11 protein-coding genes are annotated in these 11,872 nt (G+C 69.6%); 5 read left to right on the top strand and 6 right to left on the bottom strand.

Annotated elements, in window-relative coordinates; genetic code table 11:
- Positions 1-5: 5 nt before the first annotated feature.
- Genes EO776_RS04510 through EO776_RS04500 form a run of 3 tightly spaced genes read left to right on the top strand, consistent with a single transcriptional unit; the run spans position 6 to position 3,575 of the window.
- Positions 6-1,190, top strand: a complete 1,185-nt coding sequence (locus tag EO776_RS04510; protein ID WP_049931267.1) for an ABC transporter permease — start codon at positions 6-8, stop codon at positions 1,188-1,190.
- Complete coding sequence (locus tag EO776_RS04505; RefSeq protein WP_094520014.1) at positions 1,190-2,248, top strand: ABC transporter ATP-binding protein; 1,059 nt, start codon at positions 1,190-1,192, stop codon at positions 2,246-2,248. The genes EO776_RS04510 and EO776_RS04505 overlap by 1 nt, the downstream gene beginning before the upstream one ends.
- On the top strand, positions 2,241-3,575 hold the full coding sequence (locus EO776_RS04500) for an ABC transporter ATP-binding protein (protein ID WP_100050310.1): 1,335 nt from the start codon (positions 2,241-2,243) through the stop codon (positions 3,573-3,575). The genes EO776_RS04505 and EO776_RS04500 overlap by 8 nt, the downstream gene beginning before the upstream one ends.
- A 27-nt stretch (positions 3,576-3,602) precedes the next feature.
- On the opposite strand, the gene EO776_RS04495 is transcribed toward EO776_RS04500, so the two are convergent.
- The 5 genes from EO776_RS04495 to tpiA all read right to left on the bottom strand — a co-directional run bounded on the left by EO776_RS04495 (position 3,603) and on the right by tpiA (position 8,850).
- Complete coding sequence (locus EO776_RS04495) at positions 3,603-4,355, bottom strand: acyl-CoA synthetase family protein (RefSeq protein ID WP_094520016.1); 753 nt, start codon at positions 4,353-4,355, stop codon at positions 3,603-3,605.
- Between the two features lie 85 nt (positions 4,356-4,440).
- On the bottom strand, positions 4,441-4,761 hold the full coding sequence (locus EO776_RS04490; RefSeq protein ID WP_100050311.1) for a cupin domain-containing protein: 321 nt from the start codon (positions 4,759-4,761) through the stop codon (positions 4,441-4,443).
- A gap of 73 nt (positions 4,762-4,834) precedes the next feature.
- On the bottom strand, positions 4,835-6,004 hold the full coding sequence (gene dnaJ, locus EO776_RS04485; protein ID WP_049931272.1) for a molecular chaperone DnaJ: 1,170 nt from the start codon (positions 6,002-6,004) through the stop codon (positions 4,835-4,837).
- Positions 6,005-6,086: 82 nt separating this feature from the next.
- A complete protein-coding gene (gene dnaK, locus EO776_RS04480) occupies positions 6,087-8,015 on the bottom strand; it encodes a molecular chaperone DnaK (RefSeq protein ID WP_176454986.1) in 1,929 nt (642 codons plus the stop codon).
- Between the two features lie 190 nt (positions 8,016-8,205).
- Positions 8,206-8,850 (bottom strand): triose-phosphate isomerase, encoded by a 645-nt coding sequence (gene tpiA, locus EO776_RS04475; RefSeq protein ID WP_094520019.1) that lies wholly within the window; start codon positions 8,848-8,850, stop codon positions 8,206-8,208.
- A 157-nt stretch (positions 8,851-9,007) separates the two neighbouring features.
- Between tpiA and EO776_RS04470 the strand changes: the two genes are divergently transcribed.
- Positions 9,008-9,766, top strand: a complete 759-nt coding sequence (locus EO776_RS04470; RefSeq protein WP_086215858.1) for a DICT sensory domain-containing protein — start codon at positions 9,008-9,010, stop codon at positions 9,764-9,766.
- 45 nt (positions 9,767-9,811) lie between these two features.
- Here the strand turns inward: EO776_RS04470 and EO776_RS04465 are convergent, their stop codons facing one another.
- Positions 9,812-10,339, bottom strand: coding sequence for a multiprotein bridging factor aMBF1 (locus EO776_RS04465; RefSeq protein ID WP_049931276.1), 528 nt, complete (start codon positions 10,337-10,339; stop codon positions 9,812-9,814).
- 130 nt (positions 10,340-10,469) lie between these two features.
- Here EO776_RS04465 and aroA point away from each other — a divergent pair, with 130 nt between their 5' ends.
- Positions 10,470-11,861, top strand: coding sequence for a 3-phosphoshikimate 1-carboxyvinyltransferase (aroA, locus tag EO776_RS04460; RefSeq protein ID WP_094520020.1), 1,392 nt, complete (start codon positions 10,470-10,472; stop codon positions 11,859-11,861).
- The last annotated feature ends 11 nt before the right edge of the window (positions 11,862-11,872 follow it).

Here is an 11,872-nt window from a genome sequence, read left to right as displayed (position 1 = left end):
AAACAATGGCAACTGAAGACTCCGAACGGTTCGATCAAGTCGACTGGAACGACCTCTCGCGGTCGGGGCGGTTCGATCTGTCGACCAACTCGATCGGGATGCTGCTGACGACCCTGCCGCTCGCGCTGCTCGGCGTGTACGACTGGCGCTTCACCGGCCAGCGCACCCCGACCTTCGAGTTCATCGGCCTCGAACGGAACTTGGAGAGTCTCGACTTCTTCTTCATCTTCACGCTGTTCCTGGCGTTCTGGTACCTCGTCTTGCCGCTGTACCAGAACCCGCGGATGACGCGGTACTACTGGAAGGAGTTCAAGCGCAACCGCCCCGCGGTCGTGAGCCTCGGCTGGCTCGGCATCGTGTTCGTCGGCGGGCTCGTCGGCCCGCTCGTCATGAACGCGCCGCAACAGGACCTGTTCATCGCCTACCAGCCGCCGGTGTTCACCTCCGTCGTCGACACGACACCGGCGACGTGCGTCGGCGAGGTGATGAACGGACGGTGCTACGGCACCTGGCAACACCCGCTCGGGACCACGCAGGGCGGGAAGGACGTGTTCACGATGATCGTCTACGGGATGACGATCAGCATGCAGATCGCCTTCATCACGACGACTATCGTCGCCACGATCGGGATCTCGTTCGGGACGCTCAGCGCGTACGCCGGCGGGTGGGTCGACGAAATCATGATGCGGTTCGTCGACATCATCCTCTCGTTCCCGACGTTCCTGATGTTCCTGCTCATCCTGTACATCTACGGGGCCGGGCTGGGGATGTTCATCGTGGTGTTCTCGCTGTTCGCCTGGGGCGGGACCGCCCGCTACATCCGGAGCAAGTCGCTGTCGATCTCCGAGGAGGAGTTCATCAAGGCGAGCCGGATCAGCGGCGCGAGCACGTATCAAGTGATCCGCGGACACGTCGTGCCGAACGCGGCGAGCAGCATCATCACCCAGCTCACGCTGCTCATTCCCGGCTTCCTGCTCGCGGAGGCCCAGCTCGCGTTCCTCGGGATCGGCGACTCGACGGTGCCCTCGTGGGGGCAGCTCATCTCCGCCGGGCGGAGCGACCTCTCGTTCGCCCCGTGGATCGTGTTAGCGCCGGGTATCGTGCTGTTCCTGACCATCCTCGCGTTCAACTTCCTCGGTGACGCGCTGTTGGACGCGCTGAACCCCGAAGCGGAGGCGGAGAACGAATAATGGCCGACGATCAGCCACTACTCGAGGTCGAAAACCTCACGACGACGTTCAGCACCGACAACGGAACGCTCACCGCGGTCGACGGGATCGACTTCAGCGTCGACACCGGCGAGACGGTGTGTATCGTCGGCGAGTCGGGGTCCGGAAAGACGGTCGCGACGGAGTCGATCACGCGGATTATCAACACCCCGCCGGGAGAGATCGAGGGGACCGTCCGGTACGACGGGCGCGACCTGCTGTCGCTCCCCGAATCGGAGCTTCAGAACATCCGGGGCAACGAGATCGCACACATCTTCCAGAACCCGCAGGAGGCGATGAACCACTGCTACACGGTCGGGTGGCAGATCACCGAGGCGCTCCAGATCCACCAGGACGTCTCCGACGACGAGGCCCGCGCGAAGGCGGTCGACCTCATGGACCGCGTCGGGATCGCGAACGCGAGCTCGCGGTTCGACGACTACCCGCACGAGTTCTCCGGCGGACAGAAGCAGCGCGTGATGATCGCGATGGCGCTCGTCGGGGACCCCGACCTGCTCATCGCCGACGAGCCCACGACCGCGCTCGACGTGACCGTCCAAGCGCAGATCCTGCGGCTCCTCGACGACCTCCAAGAGGAGTTCGAGATGGGAATCCTGTTCGTCACGCACGACCTCGGCGTCGTCGCGGAGATCGCCGACCGGATCGTCGTGATGTACGCCGGGAAGGTGATGGAGCGGGGCGGCGTCCTCGACATCTTCGATCACCCCGGGCATCCGTACACACAGCAACTGCTGGAGTGTTTGCCGGAGTTCGGGGGATCCGGCGGCGGCATTCCGGGGACGCTCCCGGACCCGCACGACCCGCCGGACGGCTGCCGGTTCGCTCCGCGGTGCGAGTACGCCGAGGAGGCGTGTCGCACCGGCGACCAGCCGGACGAGGTCGAGGTGGCGCCGAGCCAGGAGGTCTCCTGCGTCCACTACGGGCCGGGCGGCAACCCGTCGGTAGTCAGGAGCGACGGGCTCGGACCGGGCGACGGAGCGGCCGACGGCGACAGCGAGGTGGGTCCCGCCGATGACTGAGCCGCTGCTCTCGGTCCGCGACCTGAAGAAACACTACCCGATCCGGAAGGGGCTGTTCAACCGGAAGGTCGGCGCCGCCCGCGCCGTCGACGGGATCAGCTTCGACATCGAAGAGGGCGAAACGCTCGGACTCGTCGGCGAGTCCGGGTGCGGGAAGTCGACCGCGGCGAGTTCGGTGATCCACTTGGAGGAGCCGACCTCGGGCGAGGTCATCTTCAACGGGAACGGACGCGGGGGCGCGACGCGCGACCCCGACGGAACCCACCCCAACGACGTGACGCAGTTCGACGACGACGAGATGATGGCGTTCCGGCGGGGCGCCCAGATGATCTTCCAAGACCCGTCGTCGAGCTTCGACCCGCGGGTGTCCGTGGGGAACGCCGTCGGCGAGCTGCTCAAGGTCCACGGGATGAGCGACCGCCACCGGCGTCGCGCCATCGTCGAGGACCTGCTCGAACGCGTCGGGCTCTCGGCGAGCGACTTCGACCGGTACCCGCACGAGTTCTCCGGCGGGCAGAAACAGCGGATCGCGCTCGCCCGGGCGCTCGTGTTGAACCCGGACCTCATCATCGCCGACGAGCCGGTGAGCGCGCTCGACGTCTCCATCCAGGCGGAGATACTCTCGCTGATCAACGACCTCCAAGACGAGTTCGGGCTGTCGCTTCTGTTCATCAGCCACGACATGTCCGTCATCCGCCAGATCTGTGACCGCGTGGCCGTGATGTACCTCGGCGAGATAGTCGAGATCGGGCCGGTGGAGGAGATCTTCACCGACCCGCAACACCCATACACCGAGGCGCTGCTGTCCTCGATCCCGACGCCGGACCCGCGCGCGAGCGTCGGCGGCATCGAGCTGAAGGGCACCGTGCCGAGTCCGACGAACCCGCCGAGCGGGTGTCGGTTCCACACCCGGTGTCACAAGGTGATCCAACCGGACGGCGTCGACGTCGATCAGGCCGACTGGCGCGGGCTGTTGAACTTCCACGACAAGGTCAGCGCGGGCGAGGTCGACGTCGAACAGGTCCGCGAGAACATCGTCGCCGGCGGCTCCGACCCGACCGACGCGGAGGTCCAGGCGGAGATCCGCCGGGAGTTCGACATCGGGGAGACCGTCGACGACCCCGACCTCGAACGGACCCTCTCGGAGGCGCTGGATCTCCTGATCGACGGGAACGACGAGCGGGCGGGAGAGGTCTTGCGAAACGCGATCACGACGCCGTGCGCCGAGACCGAGCCGGAACGGACGGTCCACACGCCGGACCACGAGTCCGCCTGTCTCCGACACGAGGGTCAGGCGGCCGCGGAGCCGAACCCCGCGGACGACTGATCCCGGCCGCGACCGAGCCGGGACCGCTCACTCGGTCGTCGACGCGAGCGACGCCGGGTCGATCCGCCGCGGCTCCGGTACTGGTTTTCCCGCCGGAGCGACCGCCACGTCGCCGCGAGACTCGTCGCCCGACGCGTCTCCGCCGCCCGTCGCCGCGAGCACCGCCGTCCCGCCGGCGGAGAGCGGGGCGACGAAGCCGGCGGCGAGCGCCGAGGGGTCGGAGAAGGGTGCTCTGAGGACGACTCGCGTCTCGTCTCCGATCCCGGCGGCCTCGACCGCGGCCGCGGCGCGCGAACAGAGGTCGCGGTGGCTGACCGACAGGTCCGCCCCGCGGACGACGGCGTCGTCGGGGGCGATGTCGCTCGGCGGCATCCCGGGGTTCTCGCTCCACAGCTCCTGTTCCCAGTGCGTGGTGTCGGGACGCTCGGGCGAGCCGCCGAAGGCGGCGAGGTTCGTTCCTGGCGCCGGATCGAGCGCGGCCGCGGTCGCGACCGGTGCGAGGACGACGCGGTCGCCGGCGTCGATCCCCGCCGCCGGGTCGAACCGGACCGGCGCCCCGACGGCGGCCGCGCCGAGGAACGCGAGCGTCGTGTGGAATCCCGGAATCGGCTCGACGGCCACGGTCGCGCCCGTCCGGACGCCGAGGTACCGGAGCACGTTCGCCGCCTTGTAGCCGTTCGTGATCAGGTCGTGGGAGGTCCGTTCCCGGCCGTCCGGCGTCACGAGCGCCACGTCGCGACTGCGTCGGTCGCGCGCGAGGAGTTCGCCGACGAGTTCCATACTCGGTTCTCGGAACGCGCGCGTCTTAACGCTGCGGCGTCCCGGAGGCGACCCCGCGGCCCGACCGGACTGCGTCGGGGCGGCGTCAGGGCGCGCCGGCGATCACCATCTTCGAGCCGTCGGCCGAGAAGGCGAGGTCGCGGGTGGACTCCGGGTCGACCCGGACCGCGTCGCCGGGCGCGAGGGCGACGGCGTCCCCGTCGACGGTGAGCGTCGCCTCGCCGTGGAGCAGCAGGTACACCTCCTCGTGGTCGGCGTCGCCGTGGTCGTGTTCCATCCCCTCCCAGCCGTCGTCGGCCTCGACGACGGTCACGCCGAGCCGCTCGCAGTCGAGCGCCTCTCGGAGGAAGAACATCCCGGGCGCGCGCAGTTCCACGTCGTCGTAGGCCGTCGTGTCGTAGCCCATGCGCTGACCGTCGCCGCGAGGGATCGAAAAGCTACGGGCCGTGAGGGAAGAGGCGCGGCGCCGCGAACGCCACTCAGAAGGAGCTTTTTAGCTTCTCGAAGAAGCCGCCGCCGACGTCGATGTCCTCGCCGCCGGCCTCCGCGAACGCCTCCAGCGCCTCGCGCTGCTCGTCGTTGAGCGACTCGGGCACGACGACGGCGACCTGGACGTAGAGGTCGCCGCGACCGCGACGACGGAGGCGGGGCATCCCTTTGCCCTGAAGCCGGAAGGTCTCGCCGCTCTGGGTCCCCGCGGGGACATCCATCTCGACCGTTCCGTCGACCGTCTCCACCTCGACGGTGTCGCCGAAGACGGCCTGCGGGAAGGATATCGCCTCGTTGACGCGGAGGTCGTCGCCGTCGCGCTCGAACCGGTCGCCGACGTCGACATCGACCTCGATGAGCAGGTCGCCTCTCGGGCCACCGTTCTCCCCGGGCGCGCCCTCGCGCTCCATCCGGAGGCTCTGCCCGGAGCGAATCCCGGCCGGGATCTCGACCGACAGCGTCGCCTCCTCGCGGACGACGCCGTCGCCGCCGCAGTCGGCGCAGTCCTCGCTGTACAGCTCGCCCTCGCCCTCGCAGCGGGGACACGTCGACGTCTGCTGGACGCGCCCGAGCGGCGTCTGCTGGACCTGCTGGACCTGCCCGCGGCCGTTACACTGCGGGCAGGTCTCCACGTCGGCGTCCGGGGGATGCCCCGCGCCGCCGCAGGTGTCGCACTCGGTCGGTCGCGTGAGCGTGACCTCCTTGGTCGCCCCGTTGAACGCCTCTTCGAGGTCGATCGTCAGTCCGGTCTTGAGGTCGCGCCCCTGCCGCGGGCGGTTGCCGCCGCCACCGCCGCCGCGGCCGCGACCGCCGCCACCGAAGAACTGGTTGAAGATGTCCTCGAACCCGCCGGCGCCGCCAGCGCCGCCGGCCCCGCCGAAGGGACCGCCGGCGCCGCCCGGACCGGCACCGCCGCCGGTCGCGCCGCGCTTGTCGGCCTGGGTGAACCGATCGTGGCCCATCTGGTCGTACTGCTGGCGCTTCTGCTCGTCGGTGAGCACCTCCTTGGCCTTCTGGATCTTCTTGAACCGCTCCTCGGCGTTCTCGTCGTCGCTGACGTCGGGGTGGTGTTCGGCGGCCTGCTTGCGGTACGCCTTCTTGATCTCCTCCTCGCTGGCGTCCCGCGACACGCCGAGGACGTCGTAGAAATCTTCGGTCATGCGTTGCGTTTGTTAATTGGTGTTGATCGACGGGTCGATTTAAGCGGCGGGGTCGAGGCGTCGAGCGTCGGGTGAGAGGGCGTTACTCCTCGTCGTCGTCTACGTCCTCGAAGTCGGCGTCGACGTACTCCTCGTCGTCCGCGTCGCCGCCGGGACCGGCACCGCCGGGGCCCGCCGCACCGCCCGGACCGCCCGGACCGCCAGCGCCGCCCATCCCGCCGGGACCGGCGCCGCCCGCGCCGCCCGGGCCGGCCTGCGCGGCCTGTCCCTCGTACATCTGCTTGCCGATCTCTTGGAGCTCCTCGGTGAGCGCCTCGGTCACGGACTCGATCTCGTCGGTCTCGGCGTCCTCGTCTTCGAGCACGTCCTCGACGTCCTCGATGGCCGCCTCGATGTCGGCGACGAGCTCGTCGTCGTCGAGCTCCTCCTCGTTCTCTTCGAGGAGGGTCTCGGCGCGCTGGATCGTCGTCTCGGCCTCGTTGCGGGCCTCGATCCGCTCGCGGCGAGCCTCGTCCTCCTCGGCGTGCTTCTCGGCCTCCTCTTGCATCTCCTCGATCTCCTCGTCGGAGAGGCCGACGCCGCCCTCGATGGTGATCGACTCGGCGTTACCGGAGCCCTGATCCTCTGCTTCCACGTTGACGATCCCGTTCTCGTCGATGTTGAACGAGACCTCGATCTGCGGGGTTCCGGCCGGCGCCGGCGGGATGCCGGAGAGCTGGAACGCGCCGAGCAGCTCGTTCTCCTCGGCGATCTCGCGTTCGCCCTGGAAGACGCGGACGTTGACGGAGGTCTGGTTGTCCGCGGCCGTGGTGAACACCTTCGACTCCTCGGTCGGGATCGTGGTGTTCTTCTCGATGAGCCGCTCGAAGAGGCCGCCCTTCACCTCGATACCGAGCGAGAGCGGAGTCACGTCGAGGAGGACGATGTCGTCGACGTCGCCGGAGAGCACGCCGCCCTGGACCGCCGCACCGAGCGCGACCGCCTCGTCGGGGTTGACGTTCTTCTTCGGCTCCTGGCCGACGAGCTCTTCGACCTTCTCCTGGACCTGCGGCATCCGTGTCGAGCCGCCGACGAGGATGACCTCGTCGATGTCCGACTTCGAGTAGTCGGCGTCGGCGAGCGCCTGCTCGGTCGGCTCGACGGTACGGTTGATGAGGTCAGCGGTGAGGCTCTCGAACGTCGCGCGGGTGACGGACTGTTCGAGGTGGACCGGCCCGCTGTCGGTCGCGGTGATGAACGGGAGGTTGACCGTGGTCTCCTTCTTGTTCGACAGCTCGATCTTCGCCTCCTCGGCGGCGTCCTTCAGGCGCTGGAGCGCCTGCCGGTCGTCGCGGAGGTCGATCCCGTGGTTGTTCTGGAACTCGTCGGCGAGGTGGTCGATGAGCGCCTCGTCCCAGTCGTCGCCGCCGAGGTCGTTGTCCCCGTTCGTGGCGACGACCTCGTAGACGCCGCCGCCGAGGTCGAGGACCGACACGTCGAACGTGCCGCCGCCGAGGTCGTACACGAGGACGGTCTGGTCGGACTCGTCGTCGAGCCCGTACGCCATGGAGGCGGCCGTCGGCTCGTTGACGATGCGCTCGACGTCGAAGCCGGCGATCTCGCCGGCGTCCTTCGTCGCCTGCCGCTGCTTGTCGTTGAAGTACGCGGGGACGGTGATGACCGCCTTCTCGACGTCGTCGCCGAGGTACTCCTCGGCGTCGCGTTTGATCTTCTGGAGGATCATCGCCGAGACCTGCTCCGGCGTGTACTCCTCGTCGCCGATCTCGACGGTGTAGTCGCCGTCGCCCATGTGCCGCTTGATCGACTGGATCGTGCGGTCGGGGTTCTGGACGGCCTGGTTCTTCGCCGGCTTGCCGACGAGGCGCTCGTCGTCGTCGGCGAATGCGACGACCGAGGGCGTCGTCCGGTCGCCCTCGGCGTTGGCGATGATCTCGGGCTCGTCGCCCTCCATCACCGCGAACGCGGAGTTGGTGGTACCGAGGTCGATACCGAGAATTTTGTTGCTCGCCATCTTGGTCACAGATAGCGGCTTGTTTCGGTTAAAGGTTACTAGACGCCGCGATCTCCCCGGGAGAAGAAAGCCGCCGCCGTCGTGCGTTTTCTCGATCGTGTGAGTCGCTCACATCGATGTTTTTATACCGATCCGCAAACGCAGCGCCGGTCTCGGGCTCGCGGACGCGAACCGGCCCGGACTCGCCGGCTCAGATCCCGCTCACGAGGTCTTCGAGGACCGCCTCGGGGTCGTCGGCCTTCGCGACGCCGGAGGCCAGCAGGACGCCGGCGGCCCCGAGGTCGCCGGCGGTCGACACGTCCTCGCCGGTGGAGACACCGGCGCCGCAGAACACGTCAACCGCGGGGTCGACGGCCTCGGCGGCCGCGACCGCGTCCTCGACGATACCCGGGTCCGCGGTGGCGACGGAGACGTCGCCGCCGATGAGCTTCGGGGGCTCGACCGCGACGGCGTCAGGGCCGAGCGCGGCGGCGGCGCCGACCTGCGCGGGGTTGTTCGCGCAGACGATCGTCTCCAGGTCAGCGCGCTCGGCCGTGCGGACCGAACCGTCGATGTCGGCGAGCTTCAGTCGCTTCTCCGAGTGGTTGATCAGGGTCCCCTCGGCGCCGTTGTCGGCGGTGGCTTCGGCGAGCGTCGAACCCGTGTGCGAACCGTGCTCGTTCGGCGAGACGTGCTGCGCCCACGTCTCGACGCCCGTCTCGGCGACGCGGGCGAGGTCGGCCGCCTGCGGCGAGACGGCGATCCGCGCGCCGGACGCCTCGGCGACGTCGCGGGCCGCGGTCGCTACCTCGATCGGATCGCACGGGTACGCCTTGAGGTTCACCAAGATGAACATACCTCTACTCGGGGAGCGCGGCGCAAATAGGTTCGTGCTTCGCGACGCTCGCTCGGGGTCCCGTCGTTTCGACCCCTCACAACCCCGGGAACCGGGCGACCCGGGGGGCGGAGAGCAGAAACGACCTTATACCCCGATGCTGTGGGTCCGACAAGAGATGTCCCTCATCGAGCTCATCGCCGGCGTGGAAGCCCACGAGGCCACGCTGACCGTGTTCAACGCAGAACCGGCGGTTACGGAGGAGCTCCGGGAGTATTTCGCCGACCGCAACGTCCGGATCGTCGACGATCAGACCGCCTCCGGACCGGAGGCGTTCGCCGTGCTGGCGCGGGACGGCGAGTTCGTCACGGGCGTCACCGTGGACGAGCTGCTGCCGGGGCGGGGCGGAGACGAGGGGGAGACACCCGCGGAGCGAGGTGAGACGCCCGGCAACGTCGGGAAGCCGGTGTTGGATCACCTCGACGAGACGATGTTTACCTCCTACTCCCGCGAGGACATGGTCGCCGCGTCGCGGGAGATCGAGGACCGCGCCTGGCGGGTCGGCGACGGAGAGCTCCACGCGGGGTTCCAGACCCTCGACGTCCTCACCGGGGAGGCGGACACCTACGACCTGCTCGGCGAGAAGGACCGGCTCGACGTCCACGCGTACGCCGCCGCCGAGGGCGACGCACCCGACGTCGGCACCTACACGGTCCACGTCGGCGAGACCGCCGAGATCCGCGAGACGTGGTTCGTCGCGTACGACGGGGGCGGCTACGAGGACGCCAAGTGCGCGCTGCTCGCCGAGGAGCGCGCGCCCGGCGAGTTCTACGGGTTCTGGAGCTACGACCCCGAGACGGTCGACTACATCATCGACTACCTGACCGAGCGGTACGGCGGATCGGAGCAGACGGACGGCGGCGGCGCGACCGTCTGAGGGCCGGGAATAACGAGTACGGCGGGGCCGGAGCGTCGTCGCGGCTCAGTCCTTCCGCTTGACGACGTCGCCGAGCGTCATCGTGCCGGCGTCGTCCGTCTCCCAGTCGGCGTCGTCGGTCGACTGCCCCTCGACCAGCGAGATGTCGAGCGCGCGCTCGAGCTTGCGCTGGACCTCGTCGGTCGGGAGCGTGTCGGCGCGTTCGAGCTTGCGGATGAGGCTCGCCTTCTCGTTGAGCTGGTCGGCCAGCTCCTCCTGGCTCAGCCCGCGCGACTCCCGCGCATCGCGGATCAGCTCGTCGTAGTCGGTGGCGATCTCGTCCATGTCGTCGAACATGTCGCGGGGGCGAGTCGAGCTCCCCGACGAGCCGCCGGAGCCGGACGATCCGGACGACGAAGACGACTTCCCGGTGCTGGAGCTGGTGGAGTACTTGCCGCCGCCGGAGCTCGTCGACTCGTCGCGGACCTCGGTGCCGAAGTCCGTACACGAGCTACAGAGCTCCAGCTCGGCGCCTTCGACCTTCGTCGTCGTCAGCGAGGCCTCCTCGGCGCCGCACATCTCACACTGGGGCATACGCGACGCTAGCGCTCCCGATGGTATAAAGGGTGTGCCGCGGCGCCGGGCGCGGGTCACGCCGGCGAGGCCCCGACCGCAATCGTGCCGCTGTCGGTACCGACTTGTCGCCGCGGCCGGCAGGACTGGTATGGACGTCCACGTCACGCGCTCGACCCTGCGAGGGACCGCCCGCGCGCCGCCGTCGAAGAGCTACACCCACCGCGCGCTGCTCGCCGCCGGCTACAGCGACGGCGCGACCGTCGAGTCGCCGCTGGTGTCCGCGGACACGCGAGCGACCGCCCGCGCCGTCGCGGCGTTCGGCGGTTCGGTCGCGCGCGCCGGAGACGGGAGTTCGACCGCCGAAGGCGAGCCCGACCTGACGGGCGCCGACGCGCTCTCGGTCGAGGGGTTCGGCGGCCGCCCCGCCGTCCCCGACGACGTGATCGACTGCGCGAACTCTGGGACGACGATGCGGCTGGTCACCGCCGCGGCCGCGCTCGCGGACGGCACCACCGTCCTCACCGGGGACGAGTCGCTCCGCTCGCGCCCGCAGGGTCCGCTCCTCGACGCGCTCGCCGACCTCGACGTCCGCGCGGAGTCGACGCGGTCGAACGGGCAGGCCCCGCTCGTCGTGACCGGCCCGCTCGCCGGCGGCGAGGTCGCCATCCCCGGCGACGTCTCCTCGCAGTACGTCACCGCGCTGCTGATGGCGGGCGCCGTCACCGAGGAGGGGATCGAGGTAGAGCTCACGACCGACCTCAAGTCGGCGCCGTACGTCGACATCACGCTCGAACTGCTCGCCGACTTCGGCGTCGAGGCGACCCCGGTCGACGAGGACGGCGATCCGCTCGACGGTGCCGCGGGCGCCGCAGGGTTCTCGGTCCCGGGCGGACAGACGTACGCGCCGAGCGACGAGACGTACGCGGTCCCCGGCGACTTCTCCTCTATCTCGTACCTCCTCGGCGCGGGCGCGGTCGCGGCCGCGCCCGGCGAGCCGCTCCGGATCGAGGGCGCCCGGCCGAGCGCGCAGGGCGACGCCGCGATCGTCGAGATCGTCGAGCGCATGGGCGCGCCCGTCGACTGGGACCGCGAGGCCGGCGCGATCGCGGTCGAGCGCGGCGATCTCTCCGGCGTCACCGTCGACGTGGGGGGAACGCCCGACCTGCTCCCGACGATCGCCGCGCTCGGCGCGGTCGCGGACGGGGAGACGCGGATCGAGAACTGCGAGCACGTCCGCTACAAGGAGACCGACCGGGTGTCCGCGATGGCCGAGGAACTCGAAAATCTCGGCGCCGAGACGACCGAAGGGCGGGACGTACTCACGATTCACGGAGGCGAAAGCGATCTCGTCGGGGCGACCGTCGACGGCCGAGCCGACCACCGGATCGTGATGGCGCTGTCCGTCGCCGCGCTGGCGGCCGAGGGGACGACGACCGTCCGCGGCGCCGAACACGTCGACGTCTCCTTCCCCGGCTTCTTCGACGCGATGGCCGACCTCGGGGCGACCGTCGAGCGCGGGGACGCGCGGGGAAGGGAATAGTTATAGCCGTT

Source organism: Halorubrum ezzemoulense, from assembly GCF_004126515.1.
Lineage (GTDB): Archaea > Halobacteriota > Halobacteria > Halobacteriales > Haloferacaceae > Halorubrum > Halorubrum ezzemoulense.
This window is presented reverse-complemented; position numbering and strand designations above follow the sequence as displayed.

Excerpts from the sequence above, each read along its gene's own strand:
- EO776_RS04470 (WP_086215858.1), top strand. The coding sequence starts at position 9,008 with ATGTCCCTCATCGAGCTCATCGCCGGCGTGGAAGCCCACGAGGCCACG.
- EO776_RS04505 (WP_094520014.1), top strand. The coding sequence starts at position 1,190 with ATGGCCGACGATCAGCCACTACTCGAGGTCGAAAACCTCACGACGACG.
- tpiA (WP_094520019.1), bottom strand. The coding sequence starts at position 8,850 with ATGTTCATCTTGGTGAACCTCAAGGCGTACCCGTGCGATCCGATCGAG.
- dnaJ (WP_049931272.1), bottom strand. The coding sequence starts at position 6,004 with ATGACCGAAGATTTCTACGACGTCCTCGGCGTGTCGCGGGACGCCAGC.
- EO776_RS04465 (WP_049931276.1), bottom strand. The coding sequence starts at position 10,339 with ATGCCCCAGTGTGAGATGTGCGGCGCCGAGGAGGCCTCGCTGACGACG.
- EO776_RS04490 (WP_100050311.1), bottom strand. The coding sequence starts at position 4,761 with ATGGGCTACGACACGACGGCCTACGACGACGTGGAACTGCGCGCGCCC.
- EO776_RS04500 (WP_100050310.1), top strand. The coding sequence starts at position 2,241 with ATGACTGAGCCGCTGCTCTCGGTCCGCGACCTGAAGAAACACTACCCG.
- EO776_RS04495 (WP_094520016.1), bottom strand. The coding sequence starts at position 4,355 with ATGGAACTCGTCGGCGAACTCCTCGCGCGCGACCGACGCAGTCGCGAC.
- dnaK (WP_176454986.1), bottom strand. The coding sequence starts at position 8,015 with ATGGCGAGCAACAAAATTCTCGGTATCGACCTCGGTACCACCAACTCC.
- aroA (WP_094520020.1), top strand. The coding sequence starts at position 10,470 with ATGGACGTCCACGTCACGCGCTCGACCCTGCGAGGGACCGCCCGCGCG.
- EO776_RS04510 (WP_049931267.1), top strand. The coding sequence starts at position 6 with ATGGCAACTGAAGACTCCGAACGGTTCGATCAAGTCGACTGGAACGAC.